Origin of the sequence: Rhodococcus sp. USK10 (genome assembly GCF_019378875.1) — a bacterium.
Lineage (GTDB): Bacteria > Actinomycetota > Actinomycetes > Mycobacteriales > Mycobacteriaceae > Rhodococcus_F > Rhodococcus_F pseudokoreensis.
The window spans coordinates 5167648-5185350 of the sequence record NZ_CP076048.1 but is presented as its reverse complement, the minus strand read 5'-3'; the positions used below and the strand labels follow the sequence as shown (position 1 = coordinate 5185350).

Annotated in this window: 17 protein-coding genes; 3 read left to right on the top strand and 14 right to left on the bottom strand. The window is 68.6% G+C overall.

Annotated features, from left to right (window positions below):
* Positions 1-270: 270 nt before the first annotated feature.
* Positions 271-2634: a DEAD/DEAH box helicase gene (locus tag I1A62_RS31050; protein ID WP_219456119.1), complete on the top strand. Its 2364-nt coding sequence runs from the start codon at positions 271-273 to the stop codon at positions 2632-2634.
* A 16-nt stretch (positions 2635-2650) separates the two neighbouring features.
* On the opposite strand, the gene I1A62_RS31045 is transcribed toward I1A62_RS31050, so the two are convergent.
* Positions 2651-3433: a CoA-transferase subunit beta gene (locus I1A62_RS31045; RefSeq protein WP_124393238.1), complete on the bottom strand. Its 783-nt coding sequence runs from the start codon at positions 3431-3433 to the stop codon at positions 2651-2653.
* Positions 3430-4350 (bottom strand): CoA transferase subunit A, encoded by a 921-nt coding sequence (locus I1A62_RS31040; protein WP_219456117.1) that lies wholly within the window; start codon positions 4348-4350, stop codon positions 3430-3432. The genes I1A62_RS31045 and I1A62_RS31040 overlap by 4 nt, the downstream gene beginning before the upstream one ends.
* 110 nt (positions 4351-4460) lie before the next feature.
* Here I1A62_RS31040 and I1A62_RS31035 point away from each other — a divergent pair, with 110 nt between their 5' ends.
* Positions 4461-5357, top strand: coding sequence for a LysR family transcriptional regulator (locus tag I1A62_RS31035; RefSeq protein WP_124393236.1), 897 nt, complete (start codon positions 4461-4463; stop codon positions 5355-5357).
* A 10-nt stretch (positions 5358-5367) separates the two neighbouring features.
* Here I1A62_RS31035 and I1A62_RS31030 read toward each other — a convergent pair whose 3' ends face one another.
* The 8 genes from I1A62_RS31030 to ssd form a co-directional block, all read right to left on the bottom strand.
* Positions 5368-6777: an MFS transporter gene (locus I1A62_RS31030; protein ID WP_124393235.1), complete on the bottom strand. Its 1410-nt coding sequence runs from the start codon at positions 6775-6777 to the stop codon at positions 5368-5370.
* 203 nt (positions 6778-6980) lie between these two features.
* A complete protein-coding gene (locus tag I1A62_RS31025; RefSeq protein WP_219456115.1) occupies positions 6981-7337 on the bottom strand; it encodes an Rv3654c family TadE-like protein in 357 nt (118 codons plus the stop codon).
* On the bottom strand, positions 7334-7708 hold the full coding sequence (locus tag I1A62_RS31020; protein WP_124393233.1) for a TadE family type IV pilus minor pilin: 375 nt from the start codon (positions 7706-7708) through the stop codon (positions 7334-7336). The genes I1A62_RS31025 and I1A62_RS31020 overlap by 4 nt, the downstream gene beginning before the upstream one ends.
* The gene (locus I1A62_RS31015) at positions 7708-7926 is read right to left on the bottom strand and encodes a DUF4244 domain-containing protein (RefSeq protein WP_219456113.1); all 219 of its coding nucleotides are present in this window, start codon (positions 7924-7926) and stop codon (positions 7708-7710) included. Before I1A62_RS31015 ends, I1A62_RS31020 begins: the two co-directional genes overlap by 1 nt.
* Positions 7927-7983: 57 nt before the next feature.
* Positions 7984-8571 (bottom strand): type II secretion system F family protein, encoded by a 588-nt coding sequence (locus I1A62_RS31010; RefSeq protein WP_124393231.1) that lies wholly within the window; start codon positions 8569-8571, stop codon positions 7984-7986.
* Complete coding sequence (locus I1A62_RS31005) at positions 8568-9359, bottom strand: type II secretion system F family protein (RefSeq protein ID WP_219456111.1); 792 nt, start codon at positions 9357-9359, stop codon at positions 8568-8570. The genes I1A62_RS31010 and I1A62_RS31005 overlap by 4 nt, the downstream gene beginning before the upstream one ends.
* Complete coding sequence (locus I1A62_RS31000) at positions 9356-10555, bottom strand: TadA family conjugal transfer-associated ATPase (protein WP_124393229.1); 1200 nt, start codon at positions 10553-10555, stop codon at positions 9356-9358. The genes I1A62_RS31005 and I1A62_RS31000 overlap by 4 nt, the downstream gene beginning before the upstream one ends.
* Positions 10552-11637 carry a septum site-determining protein Ssd gene (ssd, locus tag I1A62_RS30995; protein WP_219456110.1) on the bottom strand — a complete coding sequence of 362 codons (1086 nt, stop codon included), beginning with the start codon at positions 11635-11637 and terminating at the stop codon, positions 10552-10554. The genes I1A62_RS31000 and ssd overlap by 4 nt, the downstream gene beginning before the upstream one ends.
* Positions 11638-12020: 383 nt before the next feature.
* Between ssd and I1A62_RS30990 the strand changes: the two genes are divergently transcribed.
* The gene (locus tag I1A62_RS30990) at positions 12021-12857 is read left to right on the top strand and encodes an HAD-IB family hydrolase (protein WP_219456108.1); all 837 of its coding nucleotides are present in this window, start codon (positions 12021-12023) and stop codon (positions 12855-12857) included.
* Between the two features lie 414 nt (positions 12858-13271).
* Here I1A62_RS30990 and I1A62_RS30985 read toward each other — a convergent pair whose 3' ends face one another.
* From I1A62_RS30985 to I1A62_RS30970, 4 genes are read right to left on the bottom strand one after another with little or no spacing between them, the layout of a single operon-like run.
* The gene (locus tag I1A62_RS30985) at positions 13272-14021 is read right to left on the bottom strand and encodes an oxidoreductase (RefSeq protein WP_124393226.1); all 750 of its coding nucleotides are present in this window, start codon (positions 14019-14021) and stop codon (positions 13272-13274) included.
* A gap of 31 nt (positions 14022-14052) precedes the next feature.
* Positions 14053-15789, bottom strand: a complete 1737-nt coding sequence (locus I1A62_RS30980) for an ABC transporter ATP-binding protein (RefSeq protein WP_257890589.1) — start codon at positions 15787-15789, stop codon at positions 14053-14055.
* Between the two features lie 5 nt (positions 15790-15794).
* Positions 15795-16769, bottom strand: coding sequence for an ABC transporter permease (locus I1A62_RS30975; protein ID WP_124393224.1), 975 nt, complete (start codon positions 16767-16769; stop codon positions 15795-15797).
* Positions 16762-17688 carry an ABC transporter permease gene (locus tag I1A62_RS30970; protein ID WP_206007388.1) on the bottom strand — a complete coding sequence of 309 codons (927 nt, stop codon included), beginning with the start codon at positions 17686-17688 and terminating at the stop codon, positions 16762-16764. Before I1A62_RS30970 ends, I1A62_RS30975 begins: the two co-directional genes overlap by 8 nt.
* Positions 17689-17703: the final 15 nt, after the last annotated feature.

The window sequence follows — 17703 nt, the reverse complement described above, 5'->3', positions numbered from 1 at the left end:
ATCCTGCGAACGTTCACTCTTTCAAGCCTACGAACACAGAAGCTGCGACCAGTTGTAGTCAACCATGAACTCCGGGAACGCAACAGTCGAAATCCGAACAATTCACACAAAAAGTTGATCTTGTAGCGAACAGGCCCCGAACTGGGCATTAGCGACGGCCTCGCGACACCCCGGGCGACAGGCCGTCCGAGGCACTCGTTATCATCAAATGCGCAGGTCGTGGCGGTGTGGAAGCTACTCGCCCGTCCCTACGACAGCCCGGAGAGTTCAGTGAGCACACCGTTTTCACCCCGTGACGACAGTGGAAATACGGGCGAAACATACGGCCGAACACTGCTGAACCGAGTCCTCGAGGGCGTTCCCCGGGACGAAAACCCGCTCACTTTCGCAGCAGAAATGCCTGCGCGGACTTCCCAGCTGTCGGAATGGCCCGCGTGGGCGCACCCCAGCGTCGTCCGGGCCATGCAGGAGAACGGGATCGCCCGTCCCTGGACTCATCAGGCCGCCGCCGCCGACCTGGCGCATCACGGGACGAACGTCGTGGTGTCCACCGGCACCGCCTCGGGCAAATCCCTCGCCTACCAGCTTCCGGTACTCACCACTCTGGCAACGGATCCGCGGGCGACCGCCCTCTACCTCTCGCCGACCAAGGCGCTGGGAGCGGACCAGCTCCGGGCGGTGACGGCACTCATCGACTCCGAGGTCCTGGACGCCGGGGACGACCTGCGGAGCGCGTGCCCGTGTGTGTTCGACGGCGACACCCCACTCGAGGTGCGGCACTGGGCCCGGGAGAACTCGCGGTGGCTCTTCACGAACCCCGACATGCTGCACATCGCGCTCCTGCGGACCCATCAGCGATGGGCGCACTTCTTCCGCAATCTGGCCTACGTGGTGATCGACGAATGCCACTCCTACCGTGGCGTCTTCGGCTCGAATGTCGCGCTCGTGCTGCGACGGCTGCGGCGCATCGCTGCGCGGTACGGCGCCGACCCCGTCTTCGTCCTCGCGTCCGCCACCACCGCGGACCCCGGGGCAGCGGCGTCGAGGCTGATCGGGGCACCCTGCGCCGAGATCGTGGAAGACGGTTCGCCGCACGGTCCCCGGACCGTCGCGCTGTGGGAACCCCCGCTCATGCGGGAGGTCACCGGGGAGAACGGAAGCCCCGTCCGGCGGCCCGCCGGGTCCGAGGCCGCACGCATCATGGCCGATCTGATGGTCGAAGGCGCCCGCACGCTGACCTTCGTGCGCTCCCGCCGGGGCGCCGAACTGACCGCGATGGCGACCAAACGCCTACTCGGGGAGATCGATCCCGAACTCGCATCGCGCGTCGCGTCGTACCGGGCCGGTTACCTCGCCGAGGACCGGCGTGAACTCGAGACGGCCCTCGCCGACGGCACCCTGCTGGGGGCGGCGACGACGAATGCGCTGGAACTGGGCGTCGACATCGCCGGCCTCGACGCCGTCGTCGTCGCCGGGTTCCCCGGCACGGTGGCGTCGTTCTGGCAGCAGGGCGGCCGGTCCGGCAGGCGCGGCGAAGGTTCGCTCGTGGTGCTGGTCGCGCGGGACGACCCCCTCGACACGTACCTCGTCCATCATCCGTCCGCTCTGCTCGACAAACCCGTCGAGGCCACCGTCACCGACCCGAGCAATCCGTACGTCCTCGGCCCTCAGTTGCTCTGCGCGGCAATGGAACTACCACTGTCCGACGCGGAGGCCGAAGCGTTCGGGGCACTCGACGTGCTCGCGAAGCTGTCGGAACAGGGCCTGATCCGCCGGCGCGCACACGGCTGGTTCGTCACTGCCGGCACAAATCCTCATGGCGCAGTGGATATCCGGGGTGGAATCGGAACTCAGGTGGCGATTGTCGTGTCGGAATCCGGACGCATGCTCGGGACGGTCGACACCGGCCGCGCTCCGGCCACGGCGCACCCCGGCGCCGTGCACATCCATCAGGGTGAGTCGTACGTCGTCGACGAACTCGACCTCGACCAGGGCCTCGCCCTGGTGCACGCGGAGGACCCCGACTGGACGACGTCGGCCCGCGAAACCACCGAGATCACCGTCACCTCGGTGCTCGAGCAGAAGCAGTTCGGCGACGTCGAGGTCGCGCTCGTCGAGGTCGAGGTGACCCATCAGGTGATCGGGTACCTGCGGCGTCTGTCGTCCGGCGAGATCCTCGACGCCATCGAACTGGACATGCCGAAGCACACCCTCCCCACCCGCGCGGTGATGTACACGATCGCCCCGGAACTTCTGCTGCAGTCCGGTGTTCCGGCGGAACGCGTGCCGGGGGCACTCCACGCCGCGGAACACGCGGCGATCGGGCTCCTGCCCCTCGTCGCGGTGTGCGATCGAGGCGACATCGGCGGCGTCTCGACGGCGTTGCACGCCGACACCGGGCTTCCCACCGTGTTCGTCTACGACGGTCACGCCGGTGGCGCCGGATTCGCCGACCGGGGGCACGCCGAACTCACCCGCTGGCTCGGCGCGACCCGCGAAGCGATCCGGTCGTGCGAATGCACGTCCGGGTGCCCGTCCTGCGTGTACTCGCCGAAATGCGGAAACGGCAACGATCCCCTGGACAAGGACGGGGCGATCCGGGTCCTCACCGCGGTGCTGGACTCGCTCGGCTGAGATACCGGCTTTCCGATCAGCGCAGATACAGCCGCACCGTGTCGATCACGTCGCGGAGCAGGTGAATCTCCTCGCCGGTCGGCGGCGCGGTGACCGTGACATCGTCCGCGACCGTCAATTCCCAGCCGGTCTGCGCCCGCACGTCGTCGACGGTGACCCCCTCGTGCACGCTGACCAACTCGAGTTCGTCGAACGGCCCCTGCCGCGACAGCACGCCGAGGTTCGTGAACACCTTCGTCACCCCGCGTCCGCGAGGAGCGATCCCGTCGCCCGCCGCCCGGGCCCGGACCGGGCTCGGCGACGTGCAGAAGTCGAGTTCCGCGGGGAAGGCGCTCGGATCGTGGCGCCGCATCACCACGAAGATCTCGCCGGCGTTGGGCATGATTTCCGCGGCACCACCGGCTCCGGGCAACCGGACCGTCGGCTTGTCCCAGTCGCCGATGATGCTGGTGTTGAGACTGCCGTACCTGTCGATCTGGGCCGCGCCGAGAAACCCGACGTCGACGTTGCCGCCCTGCAGCACGTACCCGAACAACGCCTGCATCGACACCACCGACTCGGCGCCCGACACGACCACCGAGTCTGCGATGCCCTCGGCCATCGCGCTGGGATGGGCGCCGCACACACCCGATTCGTAGATCAGTTCGACGTCCGGGTTGCTGGTTCGTTTGGCCAGGTCGACGGCGAGCGTCGGCAGGCCGACGCCGGCGAAGACACGCCTTTTCCCGGCGAGTTCGCGGGCGGCGACGGACACGATGACCTCGGTCGCCGAGATCCCTTCGACTCGTGCTGTGGTCATTTTCTGCTCCCGTAGTCGACCGGTTCGGACAATCGAGGCGCGACGGCGAGGTCGTCCCAGTAGTCGCCGCCGAGTTTGTCCAGGTACTCCTCGTGATTCGCGGTGCCGTGGACCCATTCCTTCAGCCACGCCTGCAGGAGTCCCGAGTCCTTGCTGATCGCGGTCCAGCGCCGGTAGAACGCGCAGTCCCGGTCGTAGTAGCCCTGCACGTAGGAGGGGTGCGCCCCGCGCGGACAGACGACGACGGCATCGACGGCGTGGGACGGGATCAACGTGCGGTTGGGGTCGGAGCGGACGACGTCGTCGTCGACGATCTCCTCGACGACCACGATCGCCTTCCCCGCGGCGTAGACCGCCTCCTGCTGGACCCCGGAGATCCCCCAGATCTGCACATTGCCGTGACGGTCGGCGCGCTGCGCGTGAACGATGGTGACGTCCGGATTCAGCGGGGGCACGACGTAGACGGTGCCCTCCCCGTAAGGGTCGTCGACCAGTCGAATTCGGGGATTGAGCCGCGGAAGGTCGCTTCCGGCGTAGGACCGCAGCGGAAAGAACGGCAGACCGGCGGCGCCCGCCTGATAGCGGCAGACCATTGCGTAATGGCTGTACTCCTCGACCTCGAGCGGTGCCGGATCGTGGCGCTCGATGCGGCGTCGCAACTCGTGCAGAGACCCGGCCGAGCCGCTCGCGAAGAACGACGCCACCAGCTTGGTGACGCAGCCGGCGGCCACGAGTTGATCCGACACGATGTCCGGCGTCATCCGGCACAGCGTGAGGTTCCGGCGCTCCTGGCGGATGATCTCGTGCGCGGCCGCGAACGAGATGAGGTGCGAGAAACCCTCGAGACACACGGTCATGCCGTCGTCGACGTACGTCTCGATGGCTTCCGCCATGCTGACCACTTTGCTCATTGCCATGCCCTTCTCCGGAACCGCCGGGAGCCGCTTGGGAACCCTTCCCACCGGATTACCGCCGTCGCGCTCAATAGTGTTGACAGATTTCTTGCTCGAACTGCAATAGTTCTGTCGTGGAGATTTCTCAGATCACTGCCTTTCTCGCGGTCGCCGAGGAGTTGCACTTCGGCCGGGCCGCACAGCGCCTGCACTCGGCTCAGCCCCCGCTGAGCCGAACCATTCGGCAACTGGAGAAGCAACTCGGGGCGACCCTGTTCGACCGGAACACCCGGAACGTCCGCCTGACCTCCGCCGGCGAGGCACTGCTCGGTCCGGCGCGCGAGATCCTGGACGCCTGCCGGCTCGCGGAGATCGCCGTCGCCGCTGCCGGGCGCGGCCAGGTCGGCCGGGTGCGCATCGGTTTCTCCGGCGTCTCGTCCCATCTGCTCATCGGACGGTGGGCGAAACTCGTCCGGCACACTCATCCGGGCATCGAATTCGTTTTGAACAGTTCCGCTTTCGCGAGCGAGGCACTGAACAAGCTCCTCGACGGAACCCTCGACATCGGCTTGGGCCGGTGGATCTTCACCCCACCGGGCATCGCGTCCCGCGTCATTCTCAACGAGGACTTCGTGGTGGCCGTGACTGCCGACCACCCGCTCGCGGGCAGGGACGGCGTCCGGATCGAGGAGTTGGCGACCGAGCCCTGGGTGGCGCTGCCCGCCGATCCCGGATCCGCGCTGCGCGACTCCCTGCTGAGGGCGGCCCACGACGCCGGTTTCACGCCCCGGATCGTGCAGAGTGCGCCGGACTCGATGTCGTTGATGGCATTGGTGTCCGCGGAGGTCGGCTGTGCGTTGACCGTCTCCTCCGTCGTCGAGAACGTCAACAACCCGGATGTCGTGTTCCTCCCGCTGGTCGGAGGTCCCAGCACCCTGCAGTTGCGGATCGCGTGGCGTGCGGACGACGACAGCGCCGCGTTGCGGGAAGTTCTCAGGCTGTCCGAGGAGGCGCTGCCCACTCCGGAATGACACCTCACGATCAGGAGTGGGCTGTCGCACGTGCCTGCCCTGCGCTCGGAGTGCCGTCGACCGCGCCGTCTTCCTCGACGTCGAGTTGCAGTTCGTCGGCGTCGGACTGCTCCGCCGTCGACAACCGGCGCGCGTCGAATCCGGTCCGGTTCAGGAGCAGCAGCGTGCAGACCAGCGACACGGCGGCGTAGCCGGCCGACACGAAGGCGACACCGACGATGTTGCCGGACGAGTTGAGCATCCACTGCGCCAGCACCGGGGTGCCGCCGCCGACGATCAGCGAACACAGCTGGTAGGCCGCGGACAGGCCGGTGTAGCGAATGTTGGCGGGGAAGGCACGCGCGAGCACTCCGGCGATGGCGCCGTAGAACATCGAGTGTGGAATGGTCGCGAGGCACATCATGACCACAGCGATGGCGAAGTTCTCGGTCCGGATCGCGAAGAACATCGCCGGCATCAGGACGAACTCGGGAATCACCATGATGCACATGGCTTTCCGCATGTCGATCCGCGACACCAGGACGGCGCCGAACGGCTGCACGATGAACTGCACCACGAGGGCGATCGCGATGGCGCCGAGGAACGTGCCACGGTCGTAGCCGAGTTCGCTGGTGGCCCAGGACAACGCGAAGGTGTTCTTGAAATACGTCACCTGCGCCAGGGGCAGCGCACCCGCACCGAGCAGGACGAGGACCCAATGCTTGCGCAGCACCTCACCGATCGGCAGTGCGACGGTCTTCTTCCGCTTCAGCACGGTCTTCATGGCGTCCGACTCTTCGAGTTTGAGGCGGATGATCATGCCGACGATCACCAGGACCGCGGAGATCAGGAACGGGATACGCCAGCCGTACAGCACGAATTCCGGGGTGGGCATCGCGGAGAGCAGGAAGAACGCCATCGTGGCCAGGAGGTTCCCGGCGGGCGACCCCTGCTGCGCGAACGCCGAGTACAGAATCCCCTTCCCCTTGGGTGCGTTTTCACTGGCGATCAGGACGGCCCCGCCCCACTCGCCACCCACGGCCACGCCTTGAACGACGCGGAGGAAGACCAGCGCGACGGGCGCCCACACCCCGATCTGCGCGTAGGAGGGCAGGAGTCCGATCCCGACCGTGGCGGTCCCCATCATCACGAGCGTGATGACCAGGGTGGTCTTCCGGCCGATCTTGTCGCCGAGGTGCCCGAAGACGATGCCGCCGATCGGGCGGGCGAGGAACCCGGCCCACAGCGTGACGAACGCCAGCAGGGTGCCCATGCCCGCAGGCAGGGTGTCGGAGAAGAACACCTGCCCGAAGACCAGCGCGGACGCGGTGCCGTAGATGTAGAAGTCGTACCACTCGATCGTGGTGCCGATGAACGAGGCGATGCCCGCCCTCCGTGCTTTCGTCTCGGCCTCGGTCCGCTTCGGTGGTGCCGTGGTCATGTAGTGCCCTCTCTCGCCAAGGGGAGTGGATGAAAACCAGCTCGCTGCAGTGAGACTCGCATCACAGGATCCATGCCGTCCAATACTTCTCCAGCCGGGGATTATTACCGATCTGGTCATAATGTGGGAAACCCTGCGCACGCTGGAGCGATGGACATCGCCGGCACCGTCCTGCCGTCGACGTCACTCCGCGGGGCCCGATGTCACTCCGCCGGGCCCGCCCGCGCCACCGCCCGCGCGTCCCGGACACCCGGCACGGACAGGATCACCGGCGCGGTGACCGCGACCTCCACGTCCCAGTCATCGACCTCACAGGACACGACCTCGGTGCGCATCCGCCCCGCGACCTCCCGCGCCGCATCGCACGCCGCATCGGTGCCGCGGTCCAGACCGACGGCCGCGGCGAGAGCGGACAGATCCGCCGCCGACTGCGCGCGGTGCCGCACCGCGACCGCCGAGCCGACGTGCACGAGCATCGCCGTGACCACCACCAGGGCCGCGAGCGCGCAACATGCCAGCACCGTGGCGGCACCGCGGTCGTCGGAGATCCCCGAACTCACCGGCCGCCCCCGCTCCACCCCGGCACCGTGGGTTCGAGGGCAGCCACCGCCTCCGCGGAGATGTTCACGAGCGGAAGAAGTGGGCTGTGTGCCCGCACGGTCGCGACGACGAATTCCCCCTCGGTCCGGACCGATACGTCGGCGCCGTCCGGGGCCACTCTCTGCGCCGCGGAGATCGCCGACTCGTGATCTCCGCGGGCGGCGAGCCGGGCGGCCTCACGGGCCGAATCGACACACCGGACGTGCAGCGTCACCGCGGTGATCGCGCCGACACACAGCACGACCACCGCGACGATCGACGCGATCGCAATCGCCGCCTCCACCGTGACGCCGCCTGCCTCCGACCGGCGCAGGTTCTCGGCGGACCTCATCACACCGCGGTGTTCAGCGCTTTGTCGATGATGTTCGTCAACGCCGTGACGATGCTGTCGCCGGTGACGACCGAATACAGGACGGCCCCGAACGCCGCGGCCGCGATCGTGCCGATCGCGTACTCGGCCGTCGACATGCCGTCCTCGTCCGCCGCGAGCAGAGCGAAGTGCGCCGTCAGTGCCCGCACTGCCGCCAGAGACCGGATTCCGTGTTTCATGATGTTCCCCCTTCAGAGTGTCCGGCGCAGCGGTTCTGCGCCGGAAGTATCTGCGTGTCACAGCAATCCGCCGTCCAGCACCCGCGAGGCCAGCCCGACGACGACCGGGATGATCCCGAGGCAGATGAACGCCGGCAGGAAGCACAACCCGAGCGGACCGCTGATGAGTACGCCCGCTCGTTCGGCCGATGCCGCGGCCAGGTGCTCGACCTGGGTGCGGCCGTCGGCGGCGAGTTCCGTCATCGAACCGGCAAGCGACGAACCCGAAGCCGCAGACCGTCGCGCCATCCGGGCGAGCGATTCGGTGGCCGGGTCCGACGCCGCCGCCTCCCATGCGGTCGCCGCGTCGGCCCCCAGCGCGAGCAGGTCTGCGGCGCGGCGGAGCGATTCCGACAGCGGCGCCGGCGCCGACCGCGACACGGCCTGCGCCGCGGTTGCGACCGGCAACCCTGCGCGCAGGCACGCTGCCAGCAGGTCGAAGGCGGCGGCGGTCGCGAGCGGATCCTCGCGGCGCGTGGGGTCGTCCGCCGGGGCCGCCGGGTCACCCGCGCCGCCGGCGTCGCCGCGCAGTCGCTGCACCGGCGATCTGGGTGCGGGAAGAACCAGCACGGCGCACGCGAGGAGAAGTACCGCGCCCCAGATCATCCCGTCACCCGTCCGGTGATCCGGTCGGTCCACAGCAGTCCCGCGCACACCAGCCCCGCACCGAGCAGCAGCAGGATGCCGCCCAACCCTCCGCCGAACAGCACCGTCAGCGGGGATGCCCCCATCATCTGACCGAGGCCGACACCCAGGAGCGGCAGCCCGGCCAGTACGGTCGCCGTCGCCCTCGCCCCGGCGAGCGACGCCTCGGTTCGCTGACGGAAGCGACTGCGCCCCAGGAGGTCCGTCCGCGCCGCCTCGAGCAGTTCCGCCAGCGCGAGACCGTGCGCGTCGGCCACCGCCCAGATGTCGGCGATCCGCCCCAACTCGGTGCCGACACGGGAGTCCGCGATCCGGAACCCGTCGGCGGCGGATCCCCCGAGCCGCGAGCGCGCCGAAGCGGCCCGGAACGCCGCCGACACACTGCCCACCGATTCGTCGGCCGCCGTCTGACATGCCGAAGCGGGATGCGCGCCCACCCGGAGTTCCGCCGTCACCACCTCGAGGCCCGCCAGCACGACGCGCAGATCGGCGTTCTTCGCTTTCGCCAACCGACGTCGACTCAACCTGAACCGCACTGTTGCACAGACGATCACCGCGGCCAGAACCGCGCAGATCCCACCCAGTTCGTACACGACCGGAGCGCAGACGAGCGCTACCGGAACCGCCCAGGGCAGACGCATCCGCCGCCGGGAGCCTTCCCGTCCGGTCACCGCGAGCAAGCGCGGACGCGACCGCGCGGACGGCACGGCCAGTACCGCGCACGCCAGCACCACCAGACCTGCGATCACGACGCCTCCCGAGGAGAAGCCGCCGGTTCCCGCCGAGAACACCAGTGGCGGAGCCGGTCCACCGCCGGCCCCTCCCCCGTGTCGTGGCTCCAGGCGGGAACGATCGTGACGCGTCCGTGCTCGTCGCGGGTGACGACACCGATCTGCGTCAACTGGCGCACCCCGCTCGACGACCGGTGGACGTGCAGGATCACCTGCACGGCCGCGGCCAGCTGACTGTGCAGCGCCGCGCGGTCCATTCCGCCCAGTGCCGCAAGCGCTTCGAGCCGGGCGGGCACCTCCTCGGGCGAGTTGGCGTGCACCGTTCCGGCCCCGCCGTCGTGCCCCGTGTTGAGCGCCGTGAGCAAATCGACTACTTCGGCGCCGCGCACCTCGCCCACCACGATCCGGTCGGGTCGCATACGGAGGGACTGCCGGACCAGGTCCCGGACGGTCACCTCGCCCACGCCCTCGACGTTGGGTGCCCGGGCCACCAGCCGGACGACGTGCGGGTGCGTCGGCGCCAACTCTGCGGCGTCCTCCACACACACGATCCGTTCGGCCGGATCCACGGCCCCCAGCAGCGCGGCCAGCAGCGTGGTCTTCCCCGCCCCGGTGCCGCCGGTGACCAGGAAGGCGAGGCGTGCGTGCACGATCTTCACCAGCAGATCGTGGGCCGCCCCGGTCACGGCGCCGCCCGCGACGAGCGCGCCCAGCCCCTGGGTGGCCGGGCGCAGCACCCGCAGCGACAGGCAGGTGCCGCCCTGCGCCACGGGGGCGAGGACGGCATGCAGCCGCACACCGAACGAGCCGTTCCCGACGTCCCGCAGCCTTCCGTCGACCCACGGCTGAGCGTCGTCGAGGCGGCGGCCGGCGGACAGCGCGAGCCGCTGTGCGAGTCGGCGCACCGCTGCCTCGTCTGTGAACCGGACCGCTGCGCGTTCGAGTCCGCGGCCGCGGTCGACCCACACCCGGTCCGGCGCCGTGACGAGCACGTCCGCGACACCGGGTTCGGTCAGCAGCGACTCGAGCGGGCCTGCGCCGGTGAGTTCGGTCATGAGCACCCGCAACGCACCGAGCAGGTCGGTGTCGCCGAGCACACCGCCGGACTCGGTCCGGATGGCCGCGGCGACCGTCGCCGGTGTCGGCTCGCCGGACGTGTGCGCGAGCCGTTCACGCACCCGGTCGAGTAGGTCGGGGGTGACGAGGGAACTCATGCCGCCCACTCCCGTGTCCGCGGCCTGCTGCCGACGGTGTCGAGGACCGCCTCGGACGCGGCGCCCAGCGGGGAGCGCCGCCCCGGCCGCAGACCGCCGTGTTCGAGCATTCCGGTGAGCGCGCGCTCGGCGCGCATCGACGCGATCAGCGGCAGGTCGAGGACCTCCGCCACGTCGGCGCCGCGAAGCCCGCCCGGTGCCGGGCCACGGACCACGAGTCCCTGGTTGGGATTCCGTTCGGTGATCCACTGCGCCACCTTCCCCGCGGCGATGCAGGCTCGGACTGTCGCGGGCACGACGAGGACCACGAGGTCGGCGAGTTCGAGGACGACTTCGCTGACCGGGCCCGGGAACCGCGACACGTCGCACACGACCAGGTCACCGGCCTGTCGCCCGGCGTCGGTGACAGCGCGGACCGCGGCCGCCGTCGGTCCCGCACCGGCCCCTGTCCTGCTGCAGGCGAGGACCCGCAGGTGCTCGCCGCGCGCGGGCAGCGCGTCCCGGAGCGCGCCCGAAGAGATCCGGCCGCCTTCGATCGACAGACCCGACCACCGCAGTCCGGGCACGTCCTCGATGCCCAGCAGCACATCGAGCCCGGATCCCCACGAGTCGGTGTCGAGCAGCAAGGTGGGCTGCGACCGCGTCGCCGCAGTGAGGGCTGTCGCGGCCGCCAGGGTGGACGCGCCGGCCCCGCCGCACCCGCCGACCACGGCGACGACGGTTCCGTCCGCGTCGGGCCGCTGGGGTTGCTCGCCGAGAACGGCGACCAGGGCCGACTCGTCGTCGGGCACGGCCAGCACGTGTTCGGCACCGACCGCGGTCGCGATCCGCCACTCGTCGATGCCCGGCGGCCCGTCGCACAGCAGGACGACCCGGCGCCGGCGTGGGAGCCGGTTGCGGCACGCGGCGGCAGCGCGTGCGTCGAGCACGACGATCGGCGCGCTGCCCCAGACGTGCCGGGCGTCGGCGACCTCGGCCTCGTTCAGCGTCCGGTCGGCCGCTGCCGCCACGCGCCTGATGCTGTGCAGCAGCACCGGATCGTCGACCAGAACCAGCACTTCGCCACCGTCTCGTGCGTCCATGCAGCGAGCGTGCCCGTTGCCCGGGACCGCGGAAAGGTGCTCTTTTCGAATTGTGGACAACTTCGGGGCTGGGGATAAAAACTGGTACCACCGCACCAATTTTTGAAGAGCAGAAAGCACAGGGCGGCGGACCGGCCGCAGACAGAGGACGACCCTCGCCAGGGGGGGAGGAGGCGAGGGTCGTCAGTGTTCAGCCCCGGGGGGTCGGGCTGAACATCGTCCGGATCAAATCCGGACATCAGCAATACTACACCTCACCAGATCAGTATTTGCAAGTTCAACTGTTCAAATGTTTTACGGTGTCGGAGATACCGAACGCCCCTGTTCCGGGCGGTCACACGGAACACGCATCCAGGGCCGAAGTCCGCATATCCTTGGAAATTGTGACCGCGAAGCCACAGAGAAGTGCCAAGACAGGTCGACACACCGAGACGGGTCGGGTTGCCGCATTCTTCGACCTCGACAAGACGATCATCGCGAAATCCAGCACCCTCGCGTTCAGCAGACCGTTCTTCGACCAGGGCCTGATCAATCGACGGTCCGTCCTCAAGAGCAGCTACGCGCAGTTCCTGTTCCTGCTGTCCGGCGCGGACCACGATCAGATGGAACGGATGCGCGCCTACCTCACGAGCATGTGCGCGGGCTGGAACGTCGAGCAGGTCCGGTCCGTCGTCGCCGAGACCCTCCACGACATCGTGGACCCCCTGGTGTTCGCGGAGGCCGCCGACCTCATCGCGGACCACAAGCTGCGGGGTCACGACGTCATCGTCGTCTCGGCGTCGGGCGAGGAGGTGGTGACGCCGATCGCCGAAGCACTCGGGGCGACCCGCAGCATGGCCACCCGCATGGCGGTCGCGGACGGGCTCTACACGGGCGAGGTGGAGTTCTACTGCTACGGCGACGGCAAGGTCGAGGCGATGCGGCAACTGGCCGACGAATACCACTACGACCTGTCGGCATGCTACGCCTACTCCGACTCCGTGACCGACCTGCCCATGCTGTCCGCGGTCGGCCACCCGACGGCCGTCAACCCGGACCGGGCGCTCCGGAAGTCCGCGGCCGGAAACGGTTGGCCCATATTGACTTTCTCGAATCCGGTCTCCCTCAGGGCGCGACTCCAGGCGCCGTCCGCCACCACCGTGGCGGCCACCGCCGCGGTGAGCATCGGGGCCCTCGTCGCGGGCGCATTCACCTATGGAGTGTTGCGCCGCAAGCGCTGACCGCCGCAACCCGCGACACGGTCACAAACCTGATTTGATACTTGCTGTGAGGGGGGTCACGGGGTACAAAGGAGTTACGGAAGAACGGAAGGCCAAGGTCGACCCAGAAGAGAAGGATCGATCTCCCGACCAGGATTCCCAGCACGGGCACTAGGTACCCACGCGAAGCATAAGCCACTATAAGGGCAAAAGCGTTGTGGGCCTGCGAGACTCGAGTCTTCACCGGCAAGGACCCTGCACAGGTTGCAAGGACGACCCGACGATATTCGGACTCTCGCCGAGGCCACCTACACAACCCACCATTGCACGCTTGGTAACCGGTTGTCCGTGCTAACGGGCGGCGAAGTCGACACCAGTCGGCAGCGCCGCCCGTTTCACATGTTCGGGAACGTGTTGCAGTGCAACGGCTTCGATTTAACTCGCCGCTGCTTCCGCGATCGACGTGGCCTCGCGGGCTCCGGCCTCCAGCGCACCGCAGCAGAGGACGACCCAGCTCCCGACCCCCTCCGGCTCGCCCGAGGCGAAGGCCGCGGCCCCGTTGCGGTACGCCTGCTGCCGGCGCAGCCAGCTGACCTCCGGAACCCCGAGATTGTGGGGATCGAGCCCGCTCGACACCGAGACCAGACGGGACGCGGCGCGCGCGACGATGCCGTCGCCCACCCCGAACGGCCTCAGCGTCAACAATTCCCCGTGCACCACCGCCGCCAGAACCGGCGCGGGTGCGGCCGTTCCCCCCGTCACCAGCTGAGCCAGACCGTCCAGCCGCTCCGCGACACCGGACCCGGCTCGTGGCCTGCCGAGCAGTTCCTGATCCTCCACGAGGTCGGCCGCAGCGAGCAGGTGCAGCCGCGCGAGGGCCTGCAGTGGCGCGCGCTGCCACGTGGACTGCAGAAGCGTCAGGGCGTCACCGTCGAGAGCCTGCCCGACGCGCAGGGCACCCGACAGGATGGGGTCGCCGGCCTCGCCGGGGGCGGGCAGTTCGGTGCTGCCCCCGTCCAGCGACGCCGAGGCGCGGGCCGCCCGGACGGCCGCCTCGGCCGCCGTGGTCGGCCAGCCGCGCCGGTTGGTCTTGTGGCGGTGAACCGCGCCGAGCGCGTCGCGCGCACGGTTCGCGGCTTCGCGCACACCGGGTAGGTCGACGAGGGGCTGCAACGGGTCGCTCACGTACCGGAACGCTACCCGGCGCCGCCGCGGGTCAGGCGCCGAGCCGGATCGATCCGCCGGGAATCGCGTCCAGCAGCTTCCGCGTGTACTCCTCCTTCGGGGACGTGAAGACCTCGTCGGTGGTGGCTTTCTCCACGATCGCGCCTGCGGACATGACGAGTACGTCATCGGCGATCTGCCGCACCACCGCCAGGTCGTGGGTGATGAACAGATATGTCAGACCCAGCTCCGCCTGCAGGTCGTTCAGCAGCGTGAGGATCTGATCCTGGACCAGCACGTCGAGCGCCGACACCGCCTCGTCGCACACCACCATCTCGGGCTGCAGCGCCAGCGCCCGGGCGATCGCCACCCGCTGCCGCTGGCCACCGGACAGCTCGTTCGGGAACCGCCGCATCACCGAAGCAGGCAACGCCACCTTGTCCAGCAGGTCGCGTACCCGCGCTTCCCGTTCCGCCTTCGTCCCCACCTTGTGGGTGCGCAGGGGCTCCTCGACGGTGCGGAAGATCGAGTACATCGGGTCGAGCGTGCCGTACGGATTCTGGAAGATCGGCTGCACCCGGCGGCGGAACGCGAGCGTCTCCCTGCGGTCCAGCGTCGCGACGTCCTTGCCGTCGAACACCACGTTCCCCGCCGTCGGAGCGAGCAGTCCGAGCACCATCTGCGCGACCGTCGACTTGCCCGACCCGGACTCGCCGACGATGGCCGTGGTCGTGCCGCGCCGGACCGCGAACGACACGTCGTCGACGGCGGTGAAGTCGGTGGACTTCCGCAGCCCGTGGCGGATCTTGAACACCTTGGTCAGTCCGGTGGCCACGACCACGTCGTCGGTGGCCTTGCCGAATTCGACGCCGATCTGCCCGTGCTGTTCGGCCTCACCCACCACCTCGAGAGCGTGTTCCCGGATGTCCGCCCGGGCCAGCGAAGAACTCCGGCGTTGCGACGCCAGCGACGGCGCCGCGGCCACCAGTTTCCGGGTGTACGGGTGACGCGGCCGCTGCAGGATCTCCAGCGCGGGCCCCGCCTCGACCACCCGTCCCTTGCTCATCACGATCAGGTGCTCGGCCCGCTCGGCGGCCAGACCGAGGTCGTGGGTGATGAGCAGGACCGCGGTGCCGAGTTCGTCGGTGAGACCGTCGAGGTGGTCGAGGATCTGACGTTGGACCGTGACGTCGAGGGCGGACGTGGGCTCGTCCGCGATCAGCAGTTGCGGGCGGGCCGACAGCCCGATGGCGATGAGCGCGCGCTGGCGCATGCCCCCGGAGAATTCGTGCGGATACTGGCCCAGCCGGTTCTCGGCGTCGGCGAGGCCGGCCTCCTTGAGGAGTTCGGCGGCCCGCGCCTTCGCGGCCTTTCCCTTCGCGATCCCGTTGGCCTCCAACGCCTCCTCGATCTGGAACCCGACCTTCCACACCGGGTTGAGGTTGGACATCGGGTCCTGCGGGACGAGGCCGATCTTCTTGCCGCGCAGCGCGACGAACTCGCGCTCGGACGCCTCCGCCAGGTCCTGACCCTCGAACAGGATCTGACCGCCCGTCACCTGTCCCGTCCCGGGTAGCAGGTTGATGATCGCGTGGGCGGTGGTCGACTTACCCGAACCGGATTCCCCGACGATCGCCACCGTCTGCCCCGGATACACCGTGAGACTGACACCGCGCACCGCGGGCACGAGCCCGGAATGGGACTGGAACGACACCTCCAGGTCCCGGATCTCGAGCAGCGGCACCTCGTCGGCCGAATCCTGCGGTCCCGCCGGATCGTTCGCGGTCATCGCGCTCACCTCTTCCGGGCCTTGGGATCGAGCGCGTCCCGGAGAGCGTCCCCCATCATGATGAAACCGAGTACCGTGATCGCCAGCGCGGTCGCCGGATAGAACAGGATCGGCGAACCCTGACGCAGCGTGACCTGGGCGGTGCTGATGTCTCCGCCCCACGAGATCTCGGTGGACGGCAGCCCGATACCGAGGAACGACAGCGTCGCCTCGGCCACGATGTAGATGCCGAGGGAGATGGTCGCGATCACGATGATCGGGGCCAGGGAGTTCGGCAGCACGTGCCGGACGAGGGTGCGCACGTTCGAGACGCCGAGCGCCCGCGACGCCATCACGTAATCGTTGCTCTTCGCCGAGATCACCGCGCCACGAGCGATTCTCGCCATCTGCGGCCACCCGAACAGAGCAAGGACGACGATCAGCGTCCAGATGGTGCGGTTGGTGAACAGCTGCATCAGGACGATCGCGGCGAGGATGAGCGGGATGCCGAAGAAGATGTCGGCGACCCGGGACAGCAGCGAGTCCACCGCGCCGCCGTAGAACCCGGCGACCGAACCGAACACCACGCCCACCACGAGCACGATCGATGTGACACCGACACCCACCAGCACCGACGCCCGCGCCCCGTGGATCGTGCGGGAGTAGATGTCGCAGCCCTGCTTGTCGAATCCGAACCAGTGGCCCGCCGACGGTCCCTGCATGCTGAACGCAAGATCGCAGAACCGGGGATCGGTGCTGGTGAACAGGTCCGGAAACGCCGCCACGGCGACCACCACGACGATGATCACCGACGCAACGAGGAACAGCGGACGCTTACGCAGATCGCGCCACGCATCCGACCACATGCTCGTCGGTGGCTGGTCGATGTGGACGGCGTCGGTCTCCCCCGGCGCCGCCACTTCCTCGGGTGCCACGAAATGCGCCTGCCGGGTCTTCCGGTCGCCCGTTCCGGCGGACGCGTTCTCCACTTTCTCAGACATAGCGAATCCTCGGGTCGAGCGCGGCGTACAGGAGATCGACGATCAGGTTGGCGAGCAGATAGATGACGATCAGCACCGTCACGAAGGACACCACCGTGGGCGCCTCACCGCGGGTGACCGCCTGATAGATCGTGCCGCCGACACCGTTGATATTGAAGATGCCCTCCGTGACGATCGCGCCGCCCATCAGGGTGGCGAGATCGGCGCCGAGGAAGGTGACGACCGGGATCAGCGAGTTCCGCAGCACGTGCACCTGCACCACCCGGCGTCGCGAAAGACCCTTGGCCGTCGCGGTTCTCACGTAGTCGGCGGTGAGGTTCTCGGCGACCGACGTCCGCGTGAGACGGAGCACGTACGCGAACGACACCGACCCGAGGACGAAGGCGGGCAGCAGCAGATTCTTGAAACTGGTATTGCCCCCGACCGTCGGCGGCACCAGCCCCCACTTCACGCCGATGAAGAACTGGGCGAGGAAACCGATGACGAATATCGGGATCGCGATGATCACCAGGCTGACGAGGAGGACGGAACTGTCGAAGATGCCGCCCTTGCGGAGCCCGGCGAACAGGCCGAAACCGATCCCGAAGATCCCCTCGATCGCGAGCGCCATCAGAGACAACTTGATGGTGATGGGAAAGGCCTGCGCCAGAACCTCACTGACAGGGCGACCGGAGAAGGACGTACCGAAGTCGAGCGTGAAGATGCCCTTCAGATACAGGAAGTACTGCATCAGGAACGGCTGGTCGAGGTGGTACCGGGCACGCAGCTGCGCCGCCACCGCGGGGCTGAGGGCCTTGTCCCCCGCCAACGCTGCGATCGGGTCCCCGGGCAGCAGGAACACCATCGCGTAGATCAGGAACGTGGCCCCGATGAACACGGGAATCATCTGGAGCAAACGGCGACCGACGTACCAGAGCATCGGATCACCTCCTAT